We start from the raw sequence: 26,902 nt of genomic DNA, 5'->3' as shown, positions 1-26,902 counted from the left end.
GTACGTTTCTTTCATGATCGATCCTCGGCTCCGTGTGCTTCAGCTGGTGGCCCATCACGGCACAGTGACTGCCGCCGCCCACGCACTGAACTACTCCCCCTCAGCGGTATCGCACCAACTGAAGCAGCTCTCCGAAGAACTCGGAGTCGCACTGCTCAAGCAGGCTGGTCGCGGCATCCTCCTCACTGATGAGGCCCATCGACTGCTGCGACATGCTGAGATCCTCTTCGCGCAGGCCGAGCAAGCCTATGCAGACCTGGGAGCGAGCGCCGTGGGCGGGCGTCTGACGCTGTGCGGCTTCTCGACGGCCGCCTACCTGCTCCCCGACGTCGCCGTCAGTCTCCGGGCAGAGTTTCCGGAGCTACAGATCCGTCTCCTTGAGACCGACCCTGCACACAGCCTCGATCTGCTGCTCACCGGTGAGGCAGACCTCGCGCTGCTGACGGCAACCGCCGACCTGCCATCCCTGACCGACCACCGTTTCGACCAGCGTCACCATCTCGACGACCCGCTGGATCTGCTGGTCGCCGAGGGGCACCCGCTTGCGCGCGAATCACGGGTGTCACTCACTTCCGCAGCCGAGGAGCCTTGGATCACCGGGCACCCCGACGGCCCGTACCATCCGCTCATGATCTCAGCGTGTCTGTCGGCGGGCTTCTCACCCCGCATCGCTCACCACGCTGATGACTGGGATCTCGGGCTTGCACTCATCGAGCGCAACTTCGGTGTCTCGCTCTGGCCGCGGTCGAAGCAGATTCATCCCAGTCGCTCGGTCGTCCGCCTCCCGCTGCGCGGCAAGAACCGTCCGACACGCCAAATTCTCAGCGTGACCCGCGCAGGAGGTCGAGGAGGCCCCTTGGTCTCTGCAGCGCTCACGCAGATCGAGGCCAGGATCGCTGCCGAGCATCGGCGGTAGCACGAGAGCGGGGATCCGCGCCGGACTGCTCCTCACCCCCTCACGCCTGTGTACCCCTACGCCCGCCCTGGAGCGACCTCGAGCAGCACCTTGCCGAGGTGGCCGCCCTGCCGCAGCACCTGGTGCGCCTGCTCGGCCTGCTCGAGCGGAAACCTCGCATGGATCGGCAGTCGGATCTCACCGCTCTCGAGCAGCGGCCAGACGAGTTCCTGAGTTCGCTCGAGGATCCGCTGCTTATCCGGGGTCGACCTCGACCGCAGTGTCGTCCCGATGATCCGCGCCCGGCGGGCCATGAGCGCCCCGACGTTCAGCTCGCCGCGCACGCCTGCGATCGTGGAGATCACGAGCAGCCGACCGAACTCTCGCAACATGGCGACGTTGCCTTTCAGCTCCGGGCCGCCGGCGACATCCAAGATGATGTCGGCGCCGCTCTCCGCCTGCACCGCTGCGACGACGTCAGTCGTCCTGCGGTTCCACACGCGCTCGGCGCCAAGGCTCTCGGCGGCCGCGATCGATTCGTCCGACCCTACGGTCGCGAACACGCGGGCCCCCAGGGCACGCGCGAACTGCACGGCGAAGCTGCCAATACCTCCCGTGCCGCCGTGCACGAGCACTGTTTGGCGCTCAGCCACTTCCAAGTCAATGGGCAGCCCGGCCTCGATCACCAGGTTCGACACCACGGTCGCGGCGACCTCGATCAGGCCGCCCGCATCGTCCAGAGAGAGTGCCGAAGGAGCGGGGAGCAGCTGGCCTTCCGGCACGGCGACGACCTCGGCGTACCCGCCGCCGGCGAGCAGCGCGATCACGGCCTCCCCCGTGTCGCGCCGGTACCCCGAGACCTCGAGCCCCGGGAGCTCCGATGCCCCGGGAGGCGGCGGGTACTTACCCGCCACCTGCGCGAGGTCGGCGGCATTCACCCCGGCGGTGACCACATCGACAAGCACCTCGCCGTCGCTTGCCACCGGATCCGGAACATCCTCGAATCGCAGTTCATGGTCGTCGGTGATCGTGATCGCTCGCATACGCGTCACGCTACTCGCGCCGACAGGCCGGATGCAATGCGACTCCACGGATCCTCACCCACCCCGATATGCGGAGACCGCAGATGAGTCAGCGCACCTCGCGCGAGCGTTGCCCGCCCGCCGCTTCGACGAGCCGCACAAGCAATTCATCGGGCAGGCTCGGCTCGGCAAGCGGCTCACGACGTCGCCCGAAATCGTGGCCGATGAGAGGCCGCAACCGCTCGAAGTGCGCCTCGGTCCGCTGCACGAAATCCTCCCCGAACGCTGACGGGTCGACCACGACCATCCAGGCTCCGACGCGCGGAGGATTCGGACCTTCGTTCTCAGCATCGATCGAATAGGTGCCGCCAGCCATCGCCCCGAGCATCTCGACCATGAGTGCGATGTTCGCACCCTTGACCCCACCGAACGGCAGCACCGCACCGGCCAAGGCGGCCACGGGATCAGTCGTCGGATTGCCGGCCGCGTCAACACCCCAGCCCTCAGGAATCGTCTCGCCACGATCCGCAGCGCTCCTGATATTGACCCACGCGGTCTCACTCGTGGCCTGGTCGATCAAACGGGGGCGCCCTGCTCCCGGCAACGCATAGGAGATCGGGTTCGTTCCTGTCACCGCGCCCGGCGCCCCGAAGACCGACATGAGCGCCGGCGAATTCGTGCCGGCGATCGCCACCAAGCCTTGCTCCGCAGCATCGACCGTGATGTAGCTCAGCTCACCCCATGCGAAACAATCGGAGACCCCGAGGAATGCCACGCCCGCCTCGCGAGCCGCCCGATGCAGGTCCTCTCTCACCAGATCGTAGACGTACTGCGCCGGCCCGTCATCGGCCCCAGCCGCGATGACCGCTGGCCGCGGCGCGCCGATACGGGGTTCCGGATCAGCCTTCAGTCGACCGGTGCCCAGCGCCTCGATGGCATCGAACAGGTGTGAGACCCCGACAGTCGGGCGATGCCGCTGCTCGGCTTCGACGACCGATGCTGCGAACGTCTTCGCCAGGTTCTCCGACGCACCCGCAGCACGAAGCGCGTCAACGCACAGCGCCTCCAGCTCCGTCCAGGTCGGCTGGGGATGAGGATCAGAAGCACGCATGAAATCGGTCACGACACCCATCCTGTCGTAGATGCAGGGTGCGCCGCAGTACGCGACTCAGAATTCCTCGTACGTGTTCGGATGCTGACTGAGGAGCCGCCCGTCTGCACGGCCCAGAGCGGTGATCGCATCGACCTCGGCCGGATCCAGAACAATATCAGCAGCTTCAAGGTTCGCCCTCTGGTGTGCAAATGAGCGAGAGCGAGGGATCGCGATCACCTCGCGAACAATGTGCCATGCGAGCACGACCTGCGCCGGTGACGCGTCGTGGTTCCTCGCGATCTCCAGCACCACTGCCTCGGCGAGCAGATCCTTCCCCTTGCCGAGCGGACTCCACGCCTCAGTGAGAATACCGAGCTCGCGGTGCGCGGCAAGCGCCTCGGCCTGCGGAAAATAGGGGTGCAACTCGATCTGGTTCACCACGGGACGCACGCCGGTGGCTTGCTCGATGCGCTCGAGGTGCTCGGGCAGGAAGTTGGAGACGCCGATCTGACGCACCACCCCGCGTTCCCGGGCGGCCACCATCGCCTCCCAGGCCTCCACATACCGGTCAAGACGGGGAACGGGCCAGTGGATGAGGTGCAGGTCGATCGCGTCGACCCCCAGTCGCGCCCTGCTCTCCTCGATGCTGTGCCGATTCTGCGGCGAGGCATGGTGGCGGCTGGGCAGTTTCGAAGTGACCGTGATCTCGGAACGGTCGACGCCGGAACGACGCAGCCCTTCTCCGACGGAACCTTCGTTCTCGTAACCGGACGCCGTATCGATGAGTCGGTATCCGGCCTTGATCGCCTGGGCGATGACGTCTGCGCCCTCATCGCCGAGGAGGCGCACGGTGCCGAAGCCCATCGCCGGAAGCTTGAAGCCGTTGTGGGCGGTGAAATGCGGCAAATTCGTCACGGGGATCCTCCGATGCGTGCTGTCTGTGCGTGCTGAGTATGCGTGCTGTGTATGCGTGCTGTGTGTGCGTTCCGCCTGAGACGGGGTCAATGCGCTGAAGCTACGCCGACTTCCCTGATTCGGTCAATGCGACTCACCGGCTCTGGCTGTTGCAAAATTAGTATCGTTCGCAACCCTTCCAGCGGTGCTCTGGGCACGGCTATTCTGATCGCATTCCGCAGCACGATGCGTCAGAAAGCTGCGGAGCTGACCGCCAAAGGAGTTCGCATGTCTGGCACCCCCTCGTTCCTCGTCGGCCTCGTCGGCACCGGAACAATCCAGTCGTTGTCTCCGGCCCTGCACATGCAAGAGGGCGCGGCCCATGACTTCGCCTACGTGTTCCGTCCGGTGGACCTCACCGCGCTGCAGCTCGAGGTCGACCACCTCGCCGACGTGCTCGACTGGAGCGAACGTCTCGGCTACAACGCGATGACCGTCACGCATCCCTGCAAGCAGCTCGTCATCCCGCTGCTCGACCGCGTGGACCCCGTCGCCGAAGCGCTCGGCGCAGTCAACACCGTCGTATTCACCCCTGAGGGTCGCGTCGGGTACAACACCGACACCACCGGGTTCGAGACGGCCTTCCGCGACACCATGGCGGGCGTACCCGTCGGTCATGTCATACAGCTGGGCGCGGGTGGGGCCGGAGTCGCCGTGGCCGATGCGCTTGCGCGCCTCGGTGTGGCACGCCTCACCATCGTCGATATCGACGCGGGGCGCGCAAACGATCTGGCGACAGAGCTGCGCACCCGACGCGGGCTAAAGGTTGAAGCGGCGCAGCCCGCCGACGTGCCGTCGCTGCTGGCTGAAGCAGACGGGGTCGTGCACTGCACTCCGCAGGGCATGCACGATCACCCCGGTACGCCGTTCGACACGGCGTTGCTGCGCCCTGACCTCTGGGTCGCCGACATCGTCTATCGCCCGCTCGAGACCGAGCTACTCCGCGCCGCGCGAGCACTCGGCTGCCAGACGCTCGCAGGCGGCCGCATGGCCGTGCACCAGGCGGCCGAGGCATTCCGCCTCATCACGGGCGTCGAAGCCGATACCGGCCGCATGCTGCAGCACTTCGAAGAGCTCGCAGCCGCGGAGTGATCCCTAGAGGTGGTCGGTGCTCATGTCGAACCACAGGTCGCCGACGGTGTGCCCGTTGGCGAACGGATCAGTCGGATGCAGGCCGACCTGACGGGTTCCGGTGATCCAGGCCTGACCAGCGATGCGCGGCACGATGCCTGCCACTTCGTTACCGCCACGATCGGCCACTGAGATCTCTTCTTCGATCGTGCCCTCGAAGGTCGTGCCGATGATCGAACTGTGCCGGAAGACCTCTCCCTCACGAACGAGGCCCTTCGCGTGCAGCACCGCGAGTCGCGCCGAGGTACCCGTGCCACAGGGCGAGCGGTCGATGCGACCGGGCGAGATCACGACGGCGTTGTGCGATTCGAGACCGTCATCGGTGCGTCGCAGAGGTGCTGCGAAAAGTGTTTGGCTGATCCCGGTCATGCCCTCGAGCGTGGGGTGCTCGACCGGAAGCTGCTCGGCGGCCGCACGTTTGATGCGCTCCCCCAGCTCGCAGAGGGCCCGTCCCTCACTCGGTACGACCTCGAAGCCGAGTGCCTGGGCATCGACGATCGCGTAGGTCATCCCGCCCCAGCCGACGTCAACCGTGAGCTTGCCGATACCGGGAACGTCGATCTCGCGGTCCAAGTGGTAGGCGAAGGCGGGCTGGTTCACGAGGCTCGCCCGCACGACCTTGCCGTCCCGGCACTCGCAGTCGACGGAGATGAGCCCACCCGGGGCTTCGAGCGTCACGGTGGTGCGGGGCTCCTGCATCGGGATCATGCCGGTCTCGAGCAGCACTGTGGCGACGCAGATCGTGTTGGATCCTGACATCGCAGGGTACTCGGTCGGTTCGATGATGACGTAGCCGACCTGGGCATCCGGATGCGTGGGCTTCACGAGCAGGTTGGCATGGTGCGCGGCCGAGCCGCGGGGTTCGAAGAGCAGCGAAGTGCGGAGCCAGTCGGCGTTTCGCTGTACCCAGTCGCGCTTCTCGAGCACTGTTGCTCCGGGAGGGTCGACCACCCCACCAGTGATGACGTTGCCGACCTCACCTTCGGCGTGACAGTCGACCAGGGTCAGTACTCGTTCGATGCGCATGCGCGCTCCTCTTTCTTCAGGTGTTCCTCTTCGAATCCCGCGGCTGCAGCCTACCGCCGCATTGCGTTACAGCTCATTCGGTTCGCCGACCTCGGCGATCCCGGGGCTTAATCCCCACTTCTCGAGCAGGCCGCTCGGAGCGCCATTCATCCCCGAACGATCTATCGTTATATGCTATAACAAATACTTCGAAAGCCCACCGGATATGCTGATCCGCAGAGCCCGGTCGAGCGAGAGCCTGCAAGACCCGGCGCCGCCCCCGACCGCCTCGAACGCGATGAAGGAGATCGGTCAGTGACGACCCAGCCCCCCGCCGGCCTGCAGCAACCGCCGACACTGGCTGAAGAGATCTACCGTTTCCTCGAGGGCGAGATCCTGAGCGGACGCATCGAGGGTGGCACTCGACTCGTCCTCCGCCAGATCGCGGAGCAGGTCGGCACAAGCATCATCCCCGTGCGCGATGCCATCAACCGCCTCGAAGACGTCGGTCTCGCGGTGAGTGAGCCGCGGAAGGGTGCCGTCGTCAAGGCCTACAGCACCGCCGAACTCATCGACATCTACGAGTTGCGCCTGCTCATTGAAGCCGAGGCGACGCGGCTCGCCACGCCCCGCGTGACCGACGAGGCGGTCGCCGGCATGGAAGAAGCTCTGCGCGAGATCGCCGGGCTCATCGCCGACGGTCGGATGGGCGATGCCACACTCGCGGAGGCCGCGCTGTACCGCACGCTCTACGAGTTCTCGGGCAACAGTGCCCTGAACACGGTCATCGAGCAGCTCTGGAAGCAGAGTCACCTCTACCGCATCACGGCGCACATGGAAGACGCAGAGCAGACACTCTACGAGGTCACCGAACACACCGTCGAAGCAGTGAAAGGCCGTGACCCCGATGCCGCGGCAAGCAGCCGGCGACGCGGCATCCAGCGCTCGCTCGACAACCTCACCGCCCGCGAACGGGGTTAGTCGCGCTCACCGTTTCCGGCCGGCTCCCTCTTCCCTCTCGATCGGAGTGAGGCGCGCGAGCTGCGTGACGTGGCGGGGTTCCAGTTCGTCCACGGTCGAGACACCGAGCAGCGTCATCGTTCGCATGATTTCGCTGCGCAGGATCGCAATCGCTCGATCGACACCCGGCCTTCCTCCGGCCATCAACCCATAGAGATACGCGCGACCGATGAGCGTGAACTTCGCCCCGAGCGCCATCGCGGCCACGATATCGGCGCCGTTCATGATGCCGGTGTCGATCATCACGGTGGCGTCCTGCCCCACCTCACGAACGACCTTCGGCAACAACTGGAAGGGCACCGGAGCCCGATCGAGCTGCCGCCCACCGTGGTTCGACAGCACAATGCCGTCGACCCCGCGGTCGACGAGTGCAACCGCGTCTTCAAGGTTCTGCACACCCTTGACGACCAAGCGCCCCGGCCACATCTCACGGATGACGTCCAGATCCTCATACGAGATCGTCGGATCCATCGCCGAGTTCAGCAGGTCACCGACGGTTCCTCCGGTCGACGACAGCGAGGCGAACTCGAGCTTCGGGGTCGTCAAGAAGTCGATCCACCACCACGGGCGCGGGATCGCATTGAGCACCGTGCGCAGGCTCAGCTGCGGCGGAATTGAGAAGCCGTTGCGCGTATCACGCATTCGATTGCCCGCAATCGGCGTATCCACCGTGAACATGAGCGTGTCGAAGCCCGCCTTCTCAGCGCGTTCCACGAGTCCATAGGAGATCTCGCGATCTCGCATGACGTAGAGCTGGAACCAGTTGCGGCCGTGCGGATTCGCCGCATGCACGCCCTCGATCGAGGTCGTGCCGAGCGTAGAGAGCGTGAAGGGAATGCCTGCGGCGCCCGCAGCGCCTGCCCCGGCGATTTCCCCCTCGGTCTGCATCAGACGAGTGAACCCGGTCGGGGCGATGCCGAAGGGCAGGGAGGATCGCCCACCCAGAATCTCCACCGATGCATCGACGCGGTAGGCAGGGCGCAGCACATCAGGGTGGAACTCGATATCTTCGAACGCGCGTCTGGCGCGCTGCAACGACAGCTCACCCTCCGCGGCGCCGTCGGTGTAGTCGAATGCGGCCCGGGGTGTGCGGCGATGCGCGATCCGCCGCAGGTCATAGATGGTGAGCGCTGCATCGAGTCGACGCTTTCTCGGGTCGAGCTCCGGCTTCTTGAAGCGCATCAGCTCGAACACCTCGCTGGGGCGGGGAAGCTGTCGTTTCATGGTGCAGCCTTTCTCCTCCGGATCAGCGCGCTCACCTCACGGGTTCATCGCACCATTCTCTGGCCCGAACGTGTGGTCAGACCACAGTAAGTGTAAACCCGCGCGGTCCGACGGTCAACGGGATCGAGTTCGCCCGCGACCGCCGTTCGGTAGCTGCTCCCCGCCGTTCGGTAGCTGCTCCCCGCCGTTCGGTAGCTGCTCCCCGCCGTTCGGCAGCTGCTCCCCGCCGTTCGGCAGCTGCTCCCCGCCGTTCGGCAGCTGCTCCCCGCCGTTCGCCCGCCACTCTCCGCCGTTTGACCGCCGCTCGGCCTACTCCCCCGCGGCCTCCCGGTAGTAGCCGACGATGTGCGCATGCAGCAGTTCTGCGGCCTGCTCGCCGGCCCCGCTGCGCAGCGCCTCGAGAATTCCGCGGTGCTCTGCTCGAAGTCGGGCGGCCGTGGCCGCCCAGTCCGGGAGCGAGCGGGAAAGCCCAGCCGTATGATCCGCGATCGACAGCCGCAAGGCCTCCATCAGCGTACTGATGAGCGGGTTTCCTGCGGCGCGCGAGATCATCGCGTGGAACTCTGCATCCAGTGCAAGGAACTCGTCGACCGAGAGATCGTCATCGTCCATGCGATCCAGCAGCCGCTCCGCCGCGCTCCAATCATTGCTCGCCGGCCGTGACCGCTTGGCCGCCCACTCTTCGAGTAGCAGCCGAGTCTCGAACACATGGGCGGGGCCCGCTTGGCTCGTGGCGAGCTGCAGGTTGAGCGCCAGCGCAAGGGCTTGCTCGGGGGCGGCCGAGATGATGGTGCCGGATCGCGGCCCTGATCCTCGCGCCGACGTGACGGCCCCGAGCGCCTCCAGCACCCGCAGTGCCTCGCGAATGGAACTGCGCGAAACTCCCAGCGTCTCAGCCAGTGTCCGCTCCCCCGGCAGGCGGTCTCCGATGCGCAGCCGCCCGCTCGAGAGCTCGCCGGTCACCCAGCTCATGACCGCCTCGTGCGCCTTCATGCCTCAGATTCTCTCACCTTCTCACCGAGCGATGATCTCCCCGAGATATGACTTTGTGTTGCTTGGGCACCGTCGAAGCACCCCGAAGTCTCATCTCGACGAGCGTCTGGCTATCACTCAGAGAACCAACACCGCGAGCGCCGCGGTGACCGAGACCACGACGAGCGCGTTCGCGAGCAGTACGACGCGGATCACCACGCCGCCATCCACTCGTTCGATGTCCGCGGGTGCAGTATCGATCGGCCCGGTGTCGGTGTGCACGATCCCCCCGCGCCCGGAATCGGAGCGCGATGAGGCGATGCCGTTCGCGACGCCTTCGGCGACGAGCAAACGAGCCGGGCAGAGCATGATCGCCGCGCCGGTCGTCACCCCTTGCGCTCCGATCGCGACGGCGGCGTTGGCCCCCAGAACGTGCGTGGCGTCGGTGATCGCAACCGTCAAGATTGCGGCGCTCGCGCTGCCGGCGTTGGTCGCGTATCCCGCCAGCGCGCCGATCGATGGGATGAGTGCGAGGAACCCTCCGCCCATACTCACGGCTCCTGCGGCGAGCGCGGTGCTCATGCCGTTCACCGAGAGCAGGGCACCGAATCCGATGAACAGGATCGTGACGGTGCATACGGGAATCCACATGCGCGTTCCTCGGCGCACTGCGATCGAAACGGTCGAGCGCGGCATGCGCAGGATCACCGGCGCCACGGCTGCGGTCACCATGATCCACAGCCCTGGACTGGTGAAGAGCGCGTCCCAGTCGCCGAGGTCCATCAGCATGCTGATGACGATGACGGAGAGCATCGAGGCGATGAGCAGGCCGTAAGGAGCGAAGGCGCGCAGTGTGCTGCGATCCATCTGTGGAATGCGCGCACCCCTGATGCGGCCGAAGCCGATGAATGCGGCGATGCCGACGAGCGCAGCGATCACGCCGGCGAGCGGGGCCCCGACCCACAGGTTGACCGCGAGCAAGGACCCCCACATGAGAAGTGTGACGACCAGCACTTTGCCAAGCATCCGCCGGCCGCGCCGCCAGCCGAGGCCGACGATGGTCATGGTCGCGCCCATGATGACGAGCACCGGCAGGTTAAATACGGCGGTCCAGACGCCGATGTCGTGCAGCGGGAGGCCGCTCATGCCGGCCGCAATGAGCAGGGCGGGGCCCATGGACCCCCACGGCGCGACGACGAGTCCGAGGAGTCCGATGGTCGCTGCCTTGGTGGCGCTGAGTCCGATCCTCATGAGCAACGGAACTGCCATGATGAGGCCCACGCCGTATCCGATGATCGACTCCGCGAGTGGGGCGATGCCGAGCCCGAGCAGGAGTACGGTGCGGTCGCGCGTCTGCGCGGCGCTGCTCAACCAGGTGCTGATGCGTTCCTGCGCCCCTGAAGCGGAGAGCATCTCGGAGAGCCAGATGCCTCCGAGCATGATGAAGACTGCAGAGATCGCTGCGACCGACAGCGATTGACCGCGCTCGACCAGCGCCTGGCCGTCGATAGGGAACCAGGGGAAGAGTGCGAGGGTCAGCCCGATGCAGGCGAGTACTGCGTGGAGCGTCTTGACCCGTAAGAGGAGCAGGATGACGATCGCTGCAATCGGCAGGGCCGCGAGTATGAGTTCGAGAGCATGGCGGGTCAATCACCCCTCCTTCGCGGTTCGGGATCGGCACTCGTTGTCGGAGCGGAGTCCGGCGCCGAGAGTCCGGCTAGAGCAATAGTGCTGGATCGCCGGTGTCGCGCGCCATCTGAAGCTCGCGTGTCGCGGTCACAAATATGTACATAAGTACACAAATACGCGCACTTGCGTGCATTGCGTCGAACGCGTCCCGGTCACAGAGACCGGGCCAACATACTCTGACCGCCATCGATAGCCAGGGATTGGGCGGTCAGAGTGAGCGGAGCTTCGGTCGCGAGCCAGATTGCCACGGCAGCGATCTCCTCGGGTTCACTCGCTCGCCCCACTGGCACAATCCCGGCGAGTGCCTCGGGATCGGCATCCGCGAGAAACTCGGCGGCCATGGGCGTGCGAATCCAGCCGGGATCCACGACATTGACCGCTACCCCTCGTCGCGCATATTCGATCGCAGCTGATCGCGCCAGGGCGGTGAGTCCGGCTTTCGCAGCCTCGTATCCGCCGTACTCACCTCGGCTGATCCTCCCGGTGATCGATCCGATGTGAACGATGCGTCCTTCACCATTCCGCGCCAACCGTTCAGCGGCCACGCTGGTCACGACGGCAGGCACCATGAGGTTCGTCTCGAGCACCTCCCGGAACATCGCGATATTGAGATCCGAGAGCGGAGTTGGCAGGTAAGCGCCAACCGATGTGATGACGCCGACCACGGGGCCGAGTGCTGCTTCGACCCGGTCGACGACGCGACCCACTGCCGCGGGATCACTTGCATCGTCGGCTTCGAACACGCGGAAGGCCTCCCGGTCAGGCCCGCACGCTGCTTCGAGTCGCTCTCGAGAACGACCGATTGCGGCGACAGCAATGCCCGATCTCACGAGACCGGCCACACAGGCCGATCCGACGCCGCCCGATGCTCCGAATACTGCTATGCACGTCATCGTGCCGCCCTTCCTGAACACGAACAATAATCACTCTGATCCGACGCACGCAGCGGGCTCGGAATGTCGGCACTGACACCGCACAGTCTCGACCCCGCTGCGCTCGCGGTACCTCCGATCAACCGATCAGACGGGCTTCTCCGACGTCGGCCGCTGAGGCATCGAGCCCGTTCTCTTCGAGAATCTCACCGAGTTCACCTGACTCGCGCAGTTGTGTGATGAATTCGTCCATTGCTTCTGTGAGACTCGAGTTGTCCGGGGCGATGGGGAACATGATCTGAGCGGCCTCGAGTGACGCTGCTACCCGGTCGTCGGGCTCGACGACCTCGACCTGGAAGTCGGTGTCCTCGAGGTTGTACATACCCGATCCAAAGCTATCGACGGCAATGTCGATACGACCGTTCTTGAGGTCCTCGTAGAGGTTCTGCGCCGTGTTGTAAACCTTCATATCGTCACCGAGTAGACCACGGAGATCTTCGACCCACAGGTAACCGTCGACGGTCCCGACGTTCTTGCCCTCGAGATCGTCGACGCTCACGTACCCATCTGTGGACATCAGCGCCATCTGATCCAAGTAGATCGGTTCCGTGACTTCCACGACCTCCGCTCGCTCCGCCGTGCGGTAGAAGGCGCCGGTGCCGATGTCGGCACGACCCGACTGAATTGCCGGGATCGATGCCGCCGCGGTGAGCACATCGATTTGCAGGTCGACACAACTCTCCTCGGCGAACTTGGTCATGAGCGCCCCCTCGACGCCTTCCAGTCCGCCCTCGCCTGACTGGGTGAAAGGTGGCAGATCGACGTTGGCAACGGTCAACGTTCCATCGCTGATCGTGTCGAACTCATATTCGGGCGTGCAGTTCTCGTCTCCCGCTGCGCTTCCTCCGGTCCCTGCGCAGCCTGCGAGGGTCCCGGCGAGCAGCGCCGTCGCTGCGATGCCTGCGATCCGTCGGTTCTTCATGATGTGTTCTCCATTTCACAGTGAATTGGTTGGGTGTTGGGGTGATGGGTAGAGGAATCAGTGGGCATGCCTGCCCAGGCGCTTCTCGACGCGCTCGGTCATGTAACTCGCCGGAATCGTGATCGCCGCATACAGGAAGCCCGCGAGAATCAGTACGTCCAGGTATTTGAAAGTCGAAGAGCCGATGGAGTACGCAGTGCCGAGCAACTCGGACAGCGCAACCGTGTAGGCGAGCGATGTGCCTTGGAATATGAGAATTGCGAAGCCCATGAGTGCAGGCAGCGCGACGCGGAACCCCTGAGGAATGATGATGAACCGCAGTGTGTCCCGCGAGTTCATGCTCAGGGCTTGCGCTGCCTCGATCTCGCCCTGCGGCACCGCTTGCAGCCCGCCTCTGATGATCTCGCTCGTGTACGCGGCGGTGGTCAGCGCGAGCGCGACGGCCGCCGAGAGAAACGAGGTGAGCGAGACACCGATGCTTGGCAGGCCGAAGTAGATGACCTGCAACATGACGAGTGCCGGCGTGCCGCGTCCGATCTCCACGAGGACGATGGCGATGGAACGGACAGCCTTCGATCGCGTCTCGTTCAAAACAGCCAGGATGAGGCCCAGTGGGACCCCTGCGAGCAGACTCAGTCCGGTGAGCTTCAGGCTCACCCATAGTCCGCCGAGCAGACGCGGTAGTGGCGTCAGCCACTCGGTGAAGAACTCAATCATCGTGCGACCCGCTTTCTCAACGTCGTCTCGAGGGCGCGCGCTCCCCAGGCCGCGGCGAGGGAGAGCAGGATGTACAGGGCCGCAACGACCAGGAAGGGCCCGAGTGCATCGGCAAGCTGGCGTGACTGAGTGTTGGCGAAGTACATCATCTCGGTCACGCCGATGGTGAATGCGATGGAGGAGTCCTTCAGCAACCCGATGCCGTAGGTGGCGATCGCAGGCACCGAGATGCGCGCGACCTGGGGGCCCACGATCCTCGACATCATGCTCGTCCAAGACATACCGAGCGCCGTCGACGCTTCGTACTGCCCGTGATGCACCGCGGTGAGGCCACCGCGGTAGATCTCGCAGAGATATGTGGACGAGATGATACCCATCCCGATGATCGCAGCGGTCAATGGGTCGAATCTCACCCCAAGCTGCGGCAGACCGAAGAAGATGATGAAGAGCCAGACGATCGGTGGGGCTCCTCGAATCAGCTCGATGAGCAGACGCGTGGGCAGGCTGAGTATTCGCCAACGGGAGTTCCTGAGAATCAGGAGCGGAATGCCCCCGACCATTCCCACTGCGAGAGAGAACAACGTGAGCAGGATCGTCGTTGGCAGCCCCTGCAGCACGGTGAGGAAGACGTCGAGGTTCATCGTTCGAGCACCGCCTTCAAGAACTGACGAGTGCGCGGATGCTCCGGGTCGGAGAAGACCTGTTCGGCCGCTCCCTGCTCGATGATTCCGCCGTCGGCCATGACGACAAGGTGGTCGGAGACGTCACGTGCGAACTGCATCTCATGGGTGACGACGACCATCGTCATTCCATCGCTGGCCAGCTCTCGCATCACTGAGAGCACTTCGACCCCGAGCTCTGGGTCCAGGGCGCTGGTCGGCTCGTCAAAGAGCATGACCTTTGGGTCGACAGCGAGCGCGCGGGCGATGGCGATGCGCTGTTGCTGGCCGCCGGAACACCGACTCGGATACTGAGCGGCCTTGTCGGCGAGGCCAACGCGGTCGAGCAGCTCCATGGCACGAGCTTCGGCGTCCCGTTTGGACCTGCCAAGCACGCGTTCCTGTGGCAAGGTGACGTTTCGTAGAACGGTGAGGTGGGGAAAAAGGTTGAAGGATTGGAAGACCATTCCCACGGTGCTGCGCAACTTGTGGAGCTGCTTCTGCGGCAATGGTTCAGAGGCTTCGATGACGGTATCGTTCACGCGGATCCGCCCAGCATCAGGGGTCTCGAGCAGATTGATGCACCGCAGCATCGTGCTCTTGCCTGCACCGCTGGGGCCAATAATTGCCGCAACTTCACCCTCTTGCACACGCAGGCTCACATCGTTCAGCACGATGTGGTCTCCGTAGCGCTTCTCAAGATCGTTGACCTCGATCACCGGCCGAATCGAGTCCGCACTCATGCTCGCTCCTCTACTCTGACGACGGCATCCGCCACTCGTTTCGCATCGGCTGTCGCATCGAGCACACGCCTCGGACGCAGCAGGTCACCGATCACAAGGGGATCAATCCCGAGCTCCCGGAGTTCGGATGACAAGGTCGAATCCGGATCCCCACCCGTCCAAACGACCATGCTGTCGGCGGCGATGCGGGTCGAACTCACGCCGAAGAGATCCTCGATCTCCACCTCTCCCCGCGAGATACGCACCGGGCGACGGCGTTCCTGTATCTCGATGCCCTTCTCGGCAAGTGTCCTGAGCATCGGGATCAACGAGTTCAGCCCTTCACCCTCTCCTGCATGAATTCTGGAGGTGACGAGGGTCACGTGCTTCCCTTGGGAATGGAGATAGTCGCTCATAAGTGCGCCGTCCAGTGCACCTACGGCGTCGAACACCACCACTCGAGTTCCAGGAGCATCGACACGGAAGCTCTGTCGTGGGCCGAGCAGGGTGCTCGAGCCGTCGGACTCGATGGGGAACCCCGCGTCGTCCGCTCCTATCGCCAGAATGACCGTGTCTGGATGCAGCTCGACGATCGTCGCAGCGTCGGCGGCATGACCCAGGCGGATGTCTGCGCCACCGGCTCGAAGCATGCGCTCGCACCAGTCCACCCATTTCACTGCGCTTGGTCGTGATGGCGCTTTACCCCACTGGGCCATGCGTCCGCCGAGGAACGACTCGGCTTCAATCAGCACGACGTGCGCGCCACGCACGAGGAGGCGACGCGCAGCTTCAAGTCCTGCGGGTCCGCCCCCGACGACCACGGCATGGTGCCCATCGATCCGTTCGAGGTTCACGAGTTCGTCAGAGTCGGCGACGTCGGGGTTCACGAGGCACTCCAACGGGCGCTTCTGAATCAGCGCGTTGATGCAGACACTTGCACCGATGCAGGGCCGAACCTCATCGGCACGACCCGCGAGCGATAGCGGCAACAGCTGCGGGTCAGCGACTTGGGCACGTACGATACCGACCATGTCAGCATCCCCTGCCGCAATCATGTCTTCGGCAAGATCGGCGCTGAGGATGCGCCCGACACCCGCGACCGGGACACTTTGTACATGCTGCTTGACCGTCCGCACGACGTGCCGAAAAAGCCCTGGCTGCGCCGGGTCTGGCGGCCAGTGGCGAGTCCGTGCTTCGAGCCTGTTGTTGTTCCCGACCATGACGCTGATGTAGTCGACTCGCGACTCCAGAGCCGCAGCGATCTTGCCGGCTTCTTCGGGGTCGAGCCCGCCTTCGACCATGTCATCCGCGCCGAGCCGGATACCGAGGATCAAATCACGCCCGACAGCCTCGCGGACAGCGTCGAGGAGTCGAATGGGCAACTCTAATCTGCGATCGAAGTCTCCACCGAACTCATCGTCGCGCCTATTCGTCAGCGGAGACAGGAAGGAGGCGATGAACAGCCCGTGGGCCATACTGATCTCGACTCCGTCGAGCTCCCCACGACGGCAGCGGTCGGCGGCGGCGGCGTATTCCTGAATGACCCGGTCGATCTGTTCATGTGTCGCCTCGAGGGCCACCTGGCGCGTGACTTCGGAAAGGTCTCGTGAGGCGCCGATGATCTCAGCGCCCTCCGACTCGTACGGACCAGGGTGCGCGAGCTGCGCGATCATCCGACCGCCTTCGGCCCGCACCGCCGCACCGAGTCGGCGGTACCCCTCGATGACCGAGTCATCGATATTCCATAGGCAGATATCAGCCCATTCATACGAGGGAGCCACCGGAGTCGCACCGGTCACCTGCATCGCCATCCCTGCCTTGGCGCGCTGCCGATGGTAGGCGATGTAGCGATCCGTGACCTTCCCGTCCTTCGCCAGACCTGGCTGATGCGCCGGCAGGTACACCCGGCCTCGCAACTCGAACGGACCCACGGAGATCGGTTGCTCGATGAGTCGCACCATATGGCTCTTCCTCGTTTCATCGTTGAAATCGGTGTCACCGTCTGTCACCGGTAGGCCCATACTCACAGCAGAGGTGTCGCTCTCGACAGCCGTCGAGAGCGACAAAGATCTGGCCTAGTCCCAGCAAATGTTGGACTGGTCATCACACGTGCGCAGAGGTCAGCCCATGCGGCCTGTGAACGGCTCTCACGTCCGCGCTGACTCACGGACTCCGCGCTTCGCACTCCATGATCAAGGGGCTACCCTGGGTGGCGGGGCGCAACGGTGCGCACCTGACCCCGCTTCGCTCATCGATGAGCTGGAGCGCACGAGAGGCCCGCACGTTCATGCTCAATCCATTTCATCTGCTGACACTCCAAGCCGTCGTGCGTACGGGCTCATTTGCAGAGGCTGGGCGGGTGCTCGGGTACACGGGCTCAGCGGTCTCGCAGCAGATCGCCGCACTCGAAACCACTCTCGGTGTCGAATTGTTCGAGCGCGCCCCGCAGGGTGTCTCCCCGAACTCGACGGCCCTCTTTATCGCCGAGCGCGCGACTGACACCCTCGGACGAATCAGATCGCTCGAAGATGACATCCGAGCGCAGATCTCCGGAGAAGCAGGGCACCTGCGCATTGGCAGCTTCGCGACCGTGGTGGAGAAAGTCGTGTCGCGCGCGTTCTCGATGTTCCGTGAGGATCATCCCCGTGTGGATATCCAGCTCTCGGAAGGTGAGATCAGCGATTTGATCCCGCTGATGGAATCCGGCGAACTCGATATCGCAATCACCTACCGGTACACCCCGCTGTCGGTGCGCTGGCCAAGGGAGTTCTACATCGAACGGCTGCTGGTCGAGGATCTCTTCCTCCTCACTTCGAAGCACCATCCTCTCGCCGATGAAAAGAACGGCATATCGTCTCTGGAGGGTCTGGAGCACGAACGCTGGATCTCGACAGGGCAGCACACCATTGAGACGGCCATGATCCGCCAGATGTGCGCCACTGCCGGTTTCGTGCCGAACATCAGCTACTACGTGGCGAACTATCTGAGTTTCCACTCACTGATCGCTCCCGGGCTCGGCGTCTCGATCATGCCCACACTCGGCTACAAACCGGATCCAGCGATCGCAGCGAGCCGTCTCGAGATGCCCGACGCATTTCGTGAGGTGCTCCTCGTGCGCGCCCCGGGAGTCACTGAAGCTGCCTGGCATGCGATGCGGTCGGCGCTGCGCAGTGCAACGACGGAACTCATGCTGACAGACCGCTCAGTGCACACGCCCGCGCACTTGAACGGCCTGAACAGCCCACCTGGTTCGTGGCGCACATCGCTGCAGGATGGCGGTGCGGCTCGGTAGGACACCCGGTACGGCCGTTGGGGGTACCGGATGTCTACACGCTACCGCTGAATATACGACACATGCGTCTCCACAAACTCCATCACCCCATGCTTCCCATCAGCACCACCGATCCCGGAATGCTTCCGCCCCGCATGGAACCCCTGCATCGCCTCGAAATTCTCCCGATTCACATACGTCTCCCCATACTCCAACTCATCAATCGCCCGCAGCGCGCAGTTCAGACTCTCCGTGTAGATCGACGACGTCAGACCGTACTCCGAATCGTTCGCCAAACGAATCGCCTCATCCAGATCCGCAACCGCCTGCACCGGCAACACCGGACCAAACACCTCCTCACGCATCACCGCCATCCCGTTCTCCGCGCCGGTCAGCAGCGTCGGCTGGTAGTGGAATCCGGCGCCGAGATCGGCCACTGCGCCTCCGCAGACGACCTTCGCACCCTCTGAGACCGCACGCTCCACCACCGCGCTCACCCGATCCAGACTCTCCGCATTGATCAACGGCCCCATATCCAACTCCGCCACCTCCGCAGGATCCCCGAACCGGGTCCCCTCGAACAACACCCGCAACTTCTCCACGAACTCGTCATGCACACTCGCCTGCACGAACACCTTCTCCGCACAGTTACACACCTGCCCCGTGTTAATCACCCGAGACTCCCAAATACACCGGGCCGCGAGATCCAGATCCGCATCCTCCAACACAATCGCCGGCGCCTTCCCACCCAACTCCAAATTCACGCGAGTCAGGTTCTTCGCCGCGAGCTCCATGATCCGCTTCCCCGTCGCCACACTCCCCGTGAATGTGATCAGATCCACATCCGGGTGCGCCACTAACGCTTCCCCAGCCTCACGACCCGTCCCCCCGACCAGGTTGAACACCCCAGCCGGCACCCCCGCAGCATCCACCAACCGGGCGAACTCGAACGCGTTGATCGGGGTCTCTTCCGCCGGCTTGATCACGATCGTGTTCCCCGTCACCAACGCCGGCGCCATCTTCCGCGCGATCAAAAAGAACGGGAAGTTCCACGGCAAAATGCCGCCCACCACACCCACAGGCTTGTAATTCAACAAGATCGTCTCACCCGAACGATCACTCGGAATGATCTCTCCCTCGATCCGGCGCGCCCACTCCGCCATGTACTCCATGTAGTCCGCGGTGAACCCCGCCTCTACCCGCGCGAGCGCGCGAGTCTTGCCCTGCTCCCGCACAATAATGTCCGCGAAGTGTTCCACCTCGTCCCGCAACAACGCAGCAATCCGACGCAAATACCCCGCACGCTCAACAGCAGGCAACGCCCCCCACCCAGGCTGCGCATCCCGCGCCGCTACCACCGCACGATCAACTGTCTCAGCACTCGAACGCGGCACCCGCCCCACCAACTCCCGCGTCGCGGGATTCCACACCTCAACCACCTCAGGCTCCGACCGGAACACCCCACCAACAAAATTCTCATACGTCACGGACATGGTTTCTCCTTTGAACACCGCCTCCTCGTTGGAGGTCACTGCGAGACTCTCATTGCTCATCACGGCACCAAAAGCACCTGACCGCGACACTTCGTTGGGCTTGCACGAATTCCGCTTGGGGTAGCACCTCGGCTCCGGGTGAGTTCGCATCCAGACATCGCAGAACGACAACTTGTACAGAGGTACATAAATACGTACACTTGTACTTATTGCTGCGAGTGCGCCGCGACGCCATCCGCCCGAACGACACAACAGCTCGACCGAAAGAGGCCGACATGAGCACCGACCGGACGTCCACCCACGTCGCTCCGCGTCGACACGACCCCGCAGGCCGTCGCCGCGCGATCCTGAACGCCGCAGCCGAACTCATTACCGAACACGGCACCCCCGCACTCACCCACCGCGCCGTTGCGGCCCGCGCCGGGGTGGCACTCGGGTCGACAACGCAGTACTTTTCCTCGATCGACGAGCTGCGTGAGCTCGCACTCAAGCAGCTCGCTGACGAGATCGACGACGAACTCGCAAGCATCGAGCGGTTGCTCGACGAGCATCCGCTCGACTCCGACCCCGTCGTCGACCTCATCCACGATTTCCTCACCGAACCTTGGCAGGTGCACTCAGCGCTCGCGCTCATGCACGCCGGTGTCACCGATCCGACCCGACGCGCGCTCGCTCGACGCTGGTTCGATCGCCTCGTCGAGATACTCGCAACTCGCGTTGGCCGGGAGCAAGCCCTCGCTCTCGCCGTCTACTTCGACGGAGTCACCGTGCATGCGGGCCTGCACCACGAACCGCTCGACCGAGCCCATCTCGCCCGAGTGATTCGCGCGCTCACCGAAGAGGACTAGCTGAAGCTCACTGCACTTCGGAACACCTCCCGATCTTCTGACCTCTGGACCCCAGACATGACCTCGACCACTACGCCCAAATCTTCGACCGCGACGCTCTCGTCTCCCCGACGCTGGGCGGCCGTCGCCGTACTCACCGCCAGCCTGCTCGTCGTCACCATGGACATGACGATCCTGAATATCGCGCTTCCCGCGATGGCAGCGGATATCCATCCGACGGCGGAGCAGCAGCTCTGGATCGTCGACGTCTACTCGCTGATCCTCGCCGGCCTGCTCGTGCCTTTTGCCGCGGTCGCCGACCGCTGGGGCCGCAAGCGCATGCTCACACTCGGGTACACGATCTTCGCACTCGCATCGCTGCTGGTGCTCGTCGCAGATTCCCCCGCCATGGTCATCGCGCTGCGCACGCTCCTGGGCGTCGGTGGCGCCATGATCATGCCGAACACGCTATCGCTGATCCGAATCATCTTCACCGACCCTGCAGAACGCGCCAAGGCACTCGGCATCTGGGCCGCCGTTGCGGGGCTCGGCGCCGCCGTCGGCCCGCTCGTCGGTGGGTTCCTGCTCGAGCACTTCACCTGGCATTCGGCGTTCCTCATCAACGTCCCACTCATGGCTGCCGCCATTATCGCCGGCCTGATCTTGCTACCCGAGTCGCGAGTCAAGAATCCGGGCCCGTGGGATCCGGTAGCCGCCGCGCTCTTCCTCGCAGGCATGACGCTGCTGGTGTGGTCGATCAAGACCTTTGGCAAGCACGCGGGATTCGATGTGCTCGAGGCCTGGGGCGCGCTCATCGCGGGTACCGCACTGCTCGCCTGGTTCGCTGCTCGCTGCCTCCGCAGCCCGCACCCGATGCTCGATCTGCGACTCTTCCGCAACCGTGTCTTCTCTGCAGGCGTGCTTGCCGCGCTCGGCTCCACCTTCGCGTTCGTCGCCGCGCTCCTCCTGCTTGCCCAGTGGCTGCAAGCGGTCGACGGAGCGACCCCCGTCGAGGCGGGCATGCGGCTGATCCCCGCAGCCGCTGGAGCCGCACTCGTGTCACTCGTCGCCCCGGCGATTGCAGCCCGCATCGGTGCTCGTGCTGTGCTCGCCGGCGGCATCGGTATCGCCGGCCTCGGCATGCTGGTCATCGGCCTGCAACCGGGTGAGCTGCATCTCTTCACCGTACTCATCGCCCTCGCGATGGTGGGGGCCGGCAACGGCTCGCTCGCCATCGGCTCAGCCATGATCATGGCGGGTTCACCAGTGGAGAAGGCAGGCAACGCGGGTGCGATCGAGGAGTCGTCGTACGAACTCGGTGCCGTGCTCGGGGTCGCGATCCTCGGCTCCATCGCAGCCCTGCTCTACCGGGCGGAGTTCTCGAACACCGCGGCCTACTCCGCCCTGAATCCTGCCGCGGCCGAAGATGCTGCGCAATCCATCGGAGCCGCTTCCGCCTACGCAGATCAGGCCGCGCTCCCGCAACTCGCACACGACGCCGGCATCGCGTTCACCCACGCGATGCAGGTCACAGGCATCGCCGGCGGAGTCCTGATGCTGGCCGTGGCACTGGCGGTATTCCTGCTGACGCCCCGCGGCACGGATATCGCCGACGTCGAGCACTAGGCCCGGCCGTCACCACCCCGCGAGCAGCGAAACCGGCAGCACCAATACCCCGATGACCGCGAGCACGATGGCGAACAACCAACGCTGATCGGCGCCATCGGTCACGAAGCGCACCCTGCGCGCCTGACGAATCGCGAGGAACGCGAAAGCGATACTCAGCACGATCGACAGCGGAGTGAGGAAGAACGTGTCGGCGATCCCCATGTTCGCGCTCTCCACGAACTTCCCCAGACGACGCAGCCCGAGTGCGAGCAGTGGGAACGCCAGTGCGACCGTTCCGAGCAGAAGTGCTGACCCGCCTTCGCCCGAGTACAGGGCGCGCAGTTTCTCGTTCATGCCGCAAGCCTAGCGATTCCTCACCGGTCGGTACCCGAGTACCACCCGGTCGGCACCGGAGGCCGATCCGCAGGGAATCCGTGACTTCTACTCTGAAATTACTGAGAAACCCGTCACAGGATCAATGAAAAGGAACTCCCATCATGTCGACCACCATCACCACTGCACACCCCACCGAGACTGCGGCTGCGTCTGCGAACGCACCCGAGGGCAACCTCCAGAACACGACAGCGCTCCAGGACGCTCAGGTAGCGCCGGTCCCCCCCGAGCGGAGCGACTACCGCGGCTTCGCGATCACGAGCTTTGTACTCGGCCTGGTTTCGATCGCCGCCGGCTGGACGTTCTTCGCCCCGCTCACCGGCCTGATTCTCGGCATCCTCGCACTGCGCGGAGGCACCTCCGAACGCACACTCACGACTTGGGGCATTGCCCTGAACGGTGCAATGCTCGCGCTCTTCGCACTCGGTCTCGTCGCGGTCGTCGTCTTCGCGGCATTCGGACTCATGGCCCTACCGTTCATCGCATGAGCGACGGGAGTTTGGATGCCTTTGGTGTTCTGTTCAGGCGGATAGAACACCAAAGGCATCCAAACTCTCGCAACTCAGCGGCGGGGCGGGAGAGAGGCGGACCCCGGCTGGGCCTCGACGCGCTCACGCGATCGCACGACCAGCAGTCTGACAACCGCAACGATCCCGATCACCATCCACACCGCGTTCAGCCCGACAACCGGCAACGCTCCATGGTAGATCGCATTGATGACGAGTCCAGTTGCCCCGATGAGATTCAGCAGCTGATACCCGAGCCCCGGCGCTTTCCCTCGCGCGCTTACCAGCGCATACCCGAGGATCAGGCAGGTGGTGCCGATCCACCCAACCGCATCAACAGTGTTCACCCCCGAATCATCTCACCCGAGAGCATCCGATACCAGTGGTGCAGCGTGTCGCTTGGAGCCGCGACTACCGTCGAGCCCTGCGCTCACGGATGCGCATGTTGATGACGATCGGGGATCCCTCGAATCCGTAACGCTCGCGCAGGCGGCGCTGGATGAAGCGGCGATACCCGGGGTCCAGGAACCCCGAGGTGAACAGCACGAAGGTCGGCGGGCGGTTCTGCACCTGCGTACCGAACAGGATGCGGGGCTGCTTGCCACCGCGCAGCGGATGCGGATGCTCCTGCACGAGCTCTGCGACGAAAGCGTTGAACTTCGCCGTGGGGATGCGGGTATCCCACGATTCGAGGGCCGTCTCGAGGGCGGGTACGAGCTTCTCGAGATGTCGGCCGGTGCGAGCTGAAATATTGACGCGGGGTGCCCACGCGACATGGTCGAGGTCGGTCTCGATCTCACGATCGAGATAGCGGCGTCGCTCGTCTTCCAGCAGGTCCCACTTGTTGAAGGCGAGCACCAGTGCGCGCCCTGATTCGAGCACCAGGTCGATGATGCGCAGATCCTGATCACTGATCTCCTGCGTCACATCGAGCACGACGATCGCGACCTCGGCCTTCTCCAGCGCCGCAGTTGTACGCAGCGACGCGTAGAAGTCCGCACCCTTCTGCAGGTGCACACGGCGTCGAATTCCTGCGGTATCCACAAAGGTCCACACCCGCCCCGCGATCTCGACCTGCTCATCCACGGGGTCTCGTGTCGTACCGGCGAGGTCGTTCACGACGACGCGCTCCTCACCCGCCGCCTTATTGAGCAGGCTCGACTTACCGACATTCGGTCGTCCGAGAATCGCCACACGGCGTGATCCGTCGAACTTCGGCTGCGCCACCTCGGATTCTTCCGGCAGCGCTGCAATGACCCGATCGAGCAGGTCGGCAACACCGCGTCCATGCAGCGCCGAGACCGGTCGCGGCTCGCCGAGGCCGAGCGACCAGAGCTGTGCGGCCTCCGGCTCCTGCACGGCATCGTCGACCTTATTGGCAACCAGGAACACGGGCTTCTGCGTGCGACGCAAGAGCTGCACGACTCGCTCATCTGTAGCGGTCGGTCCCACACGCGAGTCGACGACGAACACGACGGCGTCGCACAGCTCGATCGCGACCTCGGCCTGCAGTGCCACGGATGCGTCGATGCCCTTGGCATCGGGCTCCCACCCGCCGGTGTCGACGAGCGTAAAGCGGGTGCCGGCCCACTCGGCGGGATAGCTCACGCGATCGCGTGTCACACCGGGCAGATCCTCGACGACCGCCTCTCGACGCCCAAGAATGCGATTCACAAGCGCTGACTTACCCACATTCGGGCGTCCCACGATCGCGACAACCGGCAGCGCTTCAGCTCCGGGCTCAGCGAAGCCGAGGAACTCGCCGTCCTCGCCGATAAGCGCAAAGTCCTCGTCCTCGAGCGCGAAGGCCTCGAGGTTCGAGCGCATCGCGCGAAGGCGCTCCTCGTCGGTGACGGAGTCGTCCAAGCCAACGGCCTCCTCGCTGTCAGCTGCCCCGCCAGGGCCAGCAGCCCCATCCAAGCCAGCAGTCTCCTCGAAGTCGCCGGCACCGGAGACCTGATCCTGCTCATTCATCATTCGCTCTCTCCTGCGCCCCGCAGGGCGCTCACGATATCCACCACAGCCTGCACCGACTGCTCAAAATCCAGATCGCTCGTATCGACGAGCGTCACCCCGGGTGCGGGAGTGAAGAAATCGACCACCTGGGCGTCCTTCTCATCTCGCGCACGCAGATCCTCAAGCACCTGTTCGGGCGAGAGTCCCGGCAGCTCGCCGGCGCGGCGCTGAGCTCGCACCTCGGGCGAGGCGGTGAGCAGGATCCGTACCGGAGCATTCGGAGCAACGACGGTCGTGATGTCGCGTCCTTCGATCACGACTCCGGGCAGACCGGATTCGGCCACGAGTCGACGGAACATGCCGTTGAGGCCGTCACGCACACCGGGGTGCTGCGACACGCGACTCACCTGCACACTGACAGCAGGGTCGCGGATCTCCGAGGTGACGTCGATCGGCGTCGAAGGGCCCGCGGGATCGAACGCCGGAAGTCGCACGGTCACCCGCTGCTCGCCCTGCAGGGTAATGGCGTATCGCCAGGATTCCAGCAGGTTCTCTACTGCCGGAGCGTTGTCGAGATCAAGGCCGGTGCGCAGGGCCGCCCACGCGAGTGTGCGGTATGCGGCACCGGTATCGAGGATGCCGAATCCGAGCCGCTCGGCGGCGGCTCGAGAGACACTCGACTTGCCGCTCCCCGCGGGGCCGTCGATCGCGACGAGGATGGGTTCGGCAACCGATGCGTCGACGCTTGATGCGGCAGTGTCGGTCACAGGGTTCTCCATCCACGATCAGTGAGTCCCGAGACCGCGAGGTCGGCCACCTCGGGCAGCACCGCGATCTCGGCGAAGCCGATCTGCGCTCCCGGCGAGTGCTCGAGGCGCAAGTCTTCCATGTTAATGCCCAGTTCTCCGAGCTCGGTGAGCAGACGGGCGATCTGCCCGGGTCGATCGTCCACGATCACGGTGATCGTCGTGAACCGTTCAGACGATCCATGCTTACCGGGAATGCGCGAGACACCCCGATTGCCTGCTGCAAGGAGGTCGGCGATGCGGCGGCGTGCGCCGGTTCGGGCAGGATCGCGGAGCGCATCTGCGAGGTCGGCGACGTCTCGCCCGAACGCGTCGAGCAGCTCGACGACGGGCTCGCTGTTCGCTCCGAGAATCTGTACCCAGAGCTCAGGGTCGCTCGAGGCTACTCGTGTCGTGTCGCGCAGGCCTGCACCAGCGAGCCCGATGGCCTCGTCGCTCGCTGGAACGAGGCGGGCGGCCAGCAGGCTCGACACGACCTGCGGCAGGTGCGACACGAGTCCGACAGAGCGATCGTGCTCCTCAGGCGTCATCTCGAGCAGCACGGCGCCGAGATCGAGAGCAACGGCTTCGACCAAGGCGAGCGCCTGCGCCGGAGTCTCATGGTCACGGCAGATCACCCAGGGCCGTCCGACGAACAGGTCGGCCCGCGCCATGATCGCACCGCCCCGCTCACGCCCTGCCATCGGGTGGGAGCCGACGTAGTTCGTCAGGTCGACGCCACGGCGACGCAGTTCGAGGAACGGCTCGAGCTTGACGCTGGCGACGTCGGTGACGACGGCTTCGGGGAAAGTCTCGAGCGCCCGCTGCACGACATCGGCCGTGACATCGGGTGGGGTGGCGATGACGACCAGGGCGGGGGCAGGATCCTTCGCAGTCCGTCGACGACCGGCTCCGTAGTCGGCGGCGAGCGCCTCTGACGTCGGCGATCGGTCTTCGAGCGTCACCTCGACGCCGCGTTCACGCAGCCCGAGCCCGACGCTCGCGCCGAGCAGGCCCGTCCCGATGATGTGGACCGGCCGATCCACTCGGCTCGCGAGCCCCTCATTCATGCCAGGCCGCCTTTCGTTCAGTACCCGTACCAGTTT

The 26,902-nt window shown here is 64.6% G+C and carries 26 protein-coding genes; 7 read left to right on the top strand and 19 right to left on the bottom strand.

Translation table 11 applies throughout. The annotated features are described in order from the left end of the window. Positions 1 to 13 precede the first annotated feature (13 nt). Positions 14 to 916: a LysR family transcriptional regulator gene (locus ACUYV6_RS11925; protein WP_449278901.1), complete on the top strand. Its 903-nt coding sequence runs from the start codon at positions 14 to 16 to the stop codon at positions 914 to 916. Between the two features lie 56 nt (positions 917 to 972). On the opposite strand, the gene ACUYV6_RS11920 is transcribed toward ACUYV6_RS11925, so the two are convergent. From ACUYV6_RS11920 to ACUYV6_RS11910, 3 genes are all read right to left on the bottom strand, one after another. Further along, positions 973 to 1,938 carry an NAD(P)H-quinone oxidoreductase gene (locus ACUYV6_RS11920; protein ID WP_449278900.1) on the bottom strand — a complete coding sequence of 322 codons (966 nt, stop codon included), beginning with the start codon at positions 1,936 to 1,938 and terminating at the stop codon, positions 973 to 975. Between the two features lie 88 nt (positions 1,939 to 2,026). Then, positions 2,027 to 3,040, bottom strand: a complete 1,014-nt coding sequence (locus ACUYV6_RS11915) for an Ldh family oxidoreductase (protein WP_449278899.1) — start codon at positions 3,038 to 3,040, stop codon at positions 2,027 to 2,029. A 45-nt stretch (positions 3,041 to 3,085) separates the two neighbouring features. Beyond that, the gene (locus tag ACUYV6_RS11910) at positions 3,086 to 3,925 is read right to left on the bottom strand and encodes an aldo/keto reductase (protein WP_449278898.1); all 840 of its coding nucleotides are present in this window, start codon (positions 3,923 to 3,925) and stop codon (positions 3,086 to 3,088) included. A 267-nt stretch (positions 3,926 to 4,192) separates the two neighbouring features. Between ACUYV6_RS11910 and ACUYV6_RS11905 the strand changes: the two genes are divergently transcribed. Continuing rightward, positions 4,193 to 5,056: a shikimate dehydrogenase gene (locus ACUYV6_RS11905; protein ID WP_449278897.1), complete on the top strand. Its 864-nt coding sequence runs from the start codon at positions 4,193 to 4,195 to the stop codon at positions 5,054 to 5,056. Between the two features lie 3 nt (positions 5,057 to 5,059). Here the strand turns inward: ACUYV6_RS11905 and ACUYV6_RS11900 are convergent, their stop codons facing one another. Continuing rightward, positions 5,060 to 6,121 (bottom strand): proline racemase family protein, encoded by a 1,062-nt coding sequence (locus ACUYV6_RS11900; protein ID WP_449278896.1) that lies wholly within the window; start codon positions 6,119 to 6,121, stop codon positions 5,060 to 5,062. A gap of 294 nt (positions 6,122 to 6,415) precedes the next feature. Between ACUYV6_RS11900 and ACUYV6_RS11895 the strand changes: the two genes are divergently transcribed. Next, entirely contained in the window at positions 6,416 to 7,081 is a 666-nt protein-coding gene (locus tag ACUYV6_RS11895; RefSeq protein WP_449278895.1) for a GntR family transcriptional regulator, read from the top strand. Positions 7,082 to 7,087: 6 nt separating this feature from the next. Here ACUYV6_RS11895 and ACUYV6_RS11890 read toward each other — a convergent pair whose 3' ends face one another. The 9 genes from ACUYV6_RS11890 to ACUYV6_RS11850 all read right to left on the bottom strand — a co-directional run bounded on the left by ACUYV6_RS11890 (position 7,088) and on the right by ACUYV6_RS11850 (position 16,918). Continuing rightward, positions 7,088 to 8,344 (bottom strand): alpha-hydroxy acid oxidase, encoded by a 1,257-nt coding sequence (locus tag ACUYV6_RS11890; RefSeq protein ID WP_449278894.1) that lies wholly within the window; start codon positions 8,342 to 8,344, stop codon positions 7,088 to 7,090. A gap of 309 nt (positions 8,345 to 8,653) precedes the next feature. Continuing rightward, the gene (locus ACUYV6_RS11885) at positions 8,654 to 9,337 is read right to left on the bottom strand and encodes a FadR/GntR family transcriptional regulator (RefSeq protein ID WP_449278893.1); all 684 of its coding nucleotides are present in this window, start codon (positions 9,335 to 9,337) and stop codon (positions 8,654 to 8,656) included. A gap of 117 nt (positions 9,338 to 9,454) precedes the next feature. Next, positions 9,455 to 10,966 (bottom strand): L-lactate permease, encoded by a 1,512-nt coding sequence (locus ACUYV6_RS11880; RefSeq protein WP_449278892.1) that lies wholly within the window; start codon positions 10,964 to 10,966, stop codon positions 9,455 to 9,457. Positions 10,967 to 11,157: 191 nt separating this feature from the next. After that, complete coding sequence (locus ACUYV6_RS11875; RefSeq protein ID WP_449278891.1) at positions 11,158 to 11,898, bottom strand: SDR family NAD(P)-dependent oxidoreductase; 741 nt, start codon at positions 11,896 to 11,898, stop codon at positions 11,158 to 11,160. 118 nt (positions 11,899 to 12,016) lie between these two features. Beyond that, positions 12,017 to 12,859, bottom strand: a complete 843-nt coding sequence (locus ACUYV6_RS11870) for an ABC transporter substrate-binding protein (RefSeq protein ID WP_449278890.1) — start codon at positions 12,857 to 12,859, stop codon at positions 12,017 to 12,019. Between the two features lie 57 nt (positions 12,860 to 12,916). Beyond that, positions 12,917 to 13,576: an amino acid ABC transporter permease gene (locus ACUYV6_RS11865; protein ID WP_449278889.1), complete on the bottom strand. Its 660-nt coding sequence runs from the start codon at positions 13,574 to 13,576 to the stop codon at positions 12,917 to 12,919. Further along, positions 13,573 to 14,217 carry an amino acid ABC transporter permease gene (locus tag ACUYV6_RS11860; RefSeq protein ID WP_449278888.1) on the bottom strand — a complete coding sequence of 215 codons (645 nt, stop codon included), beginning with the start codon at positions 14,215 to 14,217 and terminating at the stop codon, positions 13,573 to 13,575. Before ACUYV6_RS11860 ends, ACUYV6_RS11865 begins: the two co-directional genes overlap by 4 nt. Next, complete coding sequence (locus ACUYV6_RS11855) at positions 14,214 to 14,978, bottom strand: amino acid ABC transporter ATP-binding protein (RefSeq protein ID WP_449278887.1); 765 nt, start codon at positions 14,976 to 14,978, stop codon at positions 14,214 to 14,216. Before ACUYV6_RS11855 ends, ACUYV6_RS11860 begins: the two co-directional genes overlap by 4 nt. Then, positions 14,975 to 16,918, bottom strand: a complete 1,944-nt coding sequence (locus ACUYV6_RS11850; RefSeq protein ID WP_449278886.1) for an oxidoreductase — start codon at positions 16,916 to 16,918, stop codon at positions 14,975 to 14,977. Before ACUYV6_RS11850 ends, ACUYV6_RS11855 begins: the two co-directional genes overlap by 4 nt. A 326-nt stretch (positions 16,919 to 17,244) precedes the next feature. On the opposite strand from ACUYV6_RS11850, the gene ACUYV6_RS11845 reads away from it, so the two are divergent. Next, complete coding sequence (locus ACUYV6_RS11845; protein ID WP_449278885.1) at positions 17,245 to 18,249, top strand: LysR family transcriptional regulator; 1,005 nt, start codon at positions 17,245 to 17,247, stop codon at positions 18,247 to 18,249. Positions 18,250 to 18,290: 41 nt separating this feature from the next. Here ACUYV6_RS11845 and aldA read toward each other — a convergent pair whose 3' ends face one another. Further along, entirely contained in the window at positions 18,291 to 19,781 is a 1,491-nt protein-coding gene (gene aldA / locus ACUYV6_RS11840) for an aldehyde dehydrogenase (RefSeq protein ID WP_449278884.1), read from the bottom strand. Between the two features lie 215 nt (positions 19,782 to 19,996). On the opposite strand from aldA, the gene ACUYV6_RS11835 reads away from it, so the two are divergent. Beyond that, positions 19,997 to 20,569, top strand: coding sequence for a TetR/AcrR family transcriptional regulator (locus ACUYV6_RS11835; RefSeq protein ID WP_449278883.1), 573 nt, complete (start codon positions 19,997 to 19,999; stop codon positions 20,567 to 20,569). Between the two features lie 57 nt (positions 20,570 to 20,626). Continuing rightward, positions 20,627 to 22,174 carry an MFS transporter gene (locus ACUYV6_RS11830; protein ID WP_449278882.1) on the top strand — a complete coding sequence of 516 codons (1,548 nt, stop codon included), beginning with the start codon at positions 20,627 to 20,629 and terminating at the stop codon, positions 22,172 to 22,174. 9 nt (positions 22,175 to 22,183) lie between these two features. Here the strand turns inward: ACUYV6_RS11830 and ACUYV6_RS11825 are convergent, their stop codons facing one another. Further along, entirely contained in the window at positions 22,184 to 22,510 is a 327-nt protein-coding gene (locus ACUYV6_RS11825) for a hypothetical protein (RefSeq protein ID WP_449278881.1), read from the bottom strand. A 143-nt stretch (positions 22,511 to 22,653) separates the two neighbouring features. On the opposite strand from ACUYV6_RS11825, the gene ACUYV6_RS11820 reads away from it, so the two are divergent. Further along, positions 22,654 to 23,037, top strand: coding sequence for a DUF4190 domain-containing protein (locus tag ACUYV6_RS11820; RefSeq protein ID WP_449278880.1), 384 nt, complete (start codon positions 22,654 to 22,656; stop codon positions 23,035 to 23,037). Between the two features lie 74 nt (positions 23,038 to 23,111). Here the strand turns inward: ACUYV6_RS11820 and ACUYV6_RS11815 are convergent, their stop codons facing one another. The 4 genes from ACUYV6_RS11815 to ACUYV6_RS11800 form a co-directional block, all read right to left on the bottom strand. Further along, positions 23,112 to 23,402, bottom strand: a complete 291-nt coding sequence (locus tag ACUYV6_RS11815) for a CBU_0592 family membrane protein (protein ID WP_449278879.1) — start codon at positions 23,400 to 23,402, stop codon at positions 23,112 to 23,114. A 64-nt stretch (positions 23,403 to 23,466) separates the two neighbouring features. Beyond that, positions 23,467 to 25,029, bottom strand: a complete 1,563-nt coding sequence (der, locus tag ACUYV6_RS11810) for a ribosome biogenesis GTPase Der (RefSeq protein ID WP_449278919.1) — start codon at positions 25,027 to 25,029, stop codon at positions 23,467 to 23,469. Further along, a complete protein-coding gene (gene cmk, locus ACUYV6_RS11805) occupies positions 25,029 to 25,790 on the bottom strand; it encodes a (d)CMP kinase (RefSeq protein ID WP_449278878.1) in 762 nt (253 codons plus the stop codon). Before cmk ends, der begins: the two co-directional genes overlap by 1 nt. Then, positions 25,775 to 26,866 (bottom strand): prephenate dehydrogenase, encoded by a 1,092-nt coding sequence (locus ACUYV6_RS11800; protein WP_449278877.1) that lies wholly within the window; start codon positions 26,864 to 26,866, stop codon positions 25,775 to 25,777. The genes cmk and ACUYV6_RS11800 overlap by 16 nt, the downstream gene beginning before the upstream one ends. Positions 26,867 to 26,902: the final 36 nt, after the last annotated feature.

The sequence above is a fragment of the Leucobacter sp. GX24907 genome, assembly GCF_053567335.1.
Note: the sequence above shows the minus strand (reverse complement) of the source record. Positions and strands in the feature narration are given on the sequence as shown.

Coding starts and splice junctions, on each gene's coding strand:
- ACUYV6_RS11905 (WP_449278897.1), top strand. CDS start 4,193: ATGTCTGGCACCCCCTCGTTCCTCGTCGGCCTCGTCGGCACCGGAACA.
- ACUYV6_RS11870 (WP_449278890.1), bottom strand. CDS start 12,859: ATGAAGAACCGACGGATCGCAGGCATCGCAGCGACGGCGCTGCTCGCC.
- ACUYV6_RS11920 (WP_449278900.1), bottom strand. CDS start 1,938: ATGCGAGCGATCACGATCACCGACGACCATGAACTGCGATTCGAGGAT.
- ACUYV6_RS11855 (WP_449278887.1), bottom strand. CDS start 14,978: ATGAGTGCGGACTCGATTCGGCCGGTGATCGAGGTCAACGATCTTGAG.
- ACUYV6_RS11885 (WP_449278893.1), bottom strand. CDS start 9,337: ATGAAGGCGCACGAGGCGGTCATGAGCTGGGTGACCGGCGAGCTCTCG.
- aldA (WP_449278884.1), bottom strand. CDS start 19,781: ATGAGCAATGAGAGTCTCGCAGTGACCTCCAACGAGGAGGCGGTGTTC.
- ACUYV6_RS11825 (WP_449278881.1), bottom strand. CDS start 22,510: ATGAACGAGAAACTGCGCGCCCTGTACTCGGGCGAAGGCGGGTCAGCA.
- ACUYV6_RS11890 (WP_449278894.1), bottom strand. CDS start 8,344: ATGAAACGACAGCTTCCCCGCCCCAGCGAGGTGTTCGAGCTGATGCGC.
- ACUYV6_RS11875 (WP_449278891.1), bottom strand. CDS start 11,898: ATGACGTGCATAGCAGTATTCGGAGCATCGGGCGGCGTCGGATCGGCC.
- ACUYV6_RS11835 (WP_449278883.1), top strand. CDS start 19,997: ATGAGCACCGACCGGACGTCCACCCACGTCGCTCCGCGTCGACACGAC.
- ACUYV6_RS11860 (WP_449278888.1), bottom strand. CDS start 14,217: ATGAACCTCGACGTCTTCCTCACCGTGCTGCAGGGGCTGCCAACGACG.
- ACUYV6_RS11845 (WP_449278885.1), top strand. CDS start 17,245: ATGCTCAATCCATTTCATCTGCTGACACTCCAAGCCGTCGTGCGTACG.
- ACUYV6_RS11865 (WP_449278889.1), bottom strand. CDS start 13,576: ATGATTGAGTTCTTCACCGAGTGGCTGACGCCACTACCGCGTCTGCTC.
- cmk (WP_449278878.1), bottom strand. CDS start 25,790: ATGGAGAACCCTGTGACCGACACTGCCGCATCAAGCGTCGACGCATCG.
- ACUYV6_RS11830 (WP_449278882.1), top strand. CDS start 20,627: ATGACCTCGACCACTACGCCCAAATCTTCGACCGCGACGCTCTCGTCT.
- der (WP_449278919.1), bottom strand. CDS start 25,029: ATGAATGAGCAGGATCAGGTCTCCGGTGCCGGCGACTTCGAGGAGACT.
- ACUYV6_RS11900 (WP_449278896.1), bottom strand. CDS start 6,121: ATGCGCATCGAACGAGTACTGACCCTGGTCGACTGTCACGCCGAAGGT.
- ACUYV6_RS11850 (WP_449278886.1), bottom strand. CDS start 16,918: ATGGTGCGACTCATCGAGCAACCGATCTCCGTGGGTCCGTTCGAGTTG.
- ACUYV6_RS11800 (WP_449278877.1), bottom strand. CDS start 26,866: ATGAATGAGGGGCTCGCGAGCCGAGTGGATCGGCCGGTCCACATCATC.
- ACUYV6_RS11820 (WP_449278880.1), top strand. CDS start 22,654: ATGTCGACCACCATCACCACTGCACACCCCACCGAGACTGCGGCTGCG.
- ACUYV6_RS11925 (WP_449278901.1), top strand. CDS start 14: ATGATCGATCCTCGGCTCCGTGTGCTTCAGCTGGTGGCCCATCACGGC.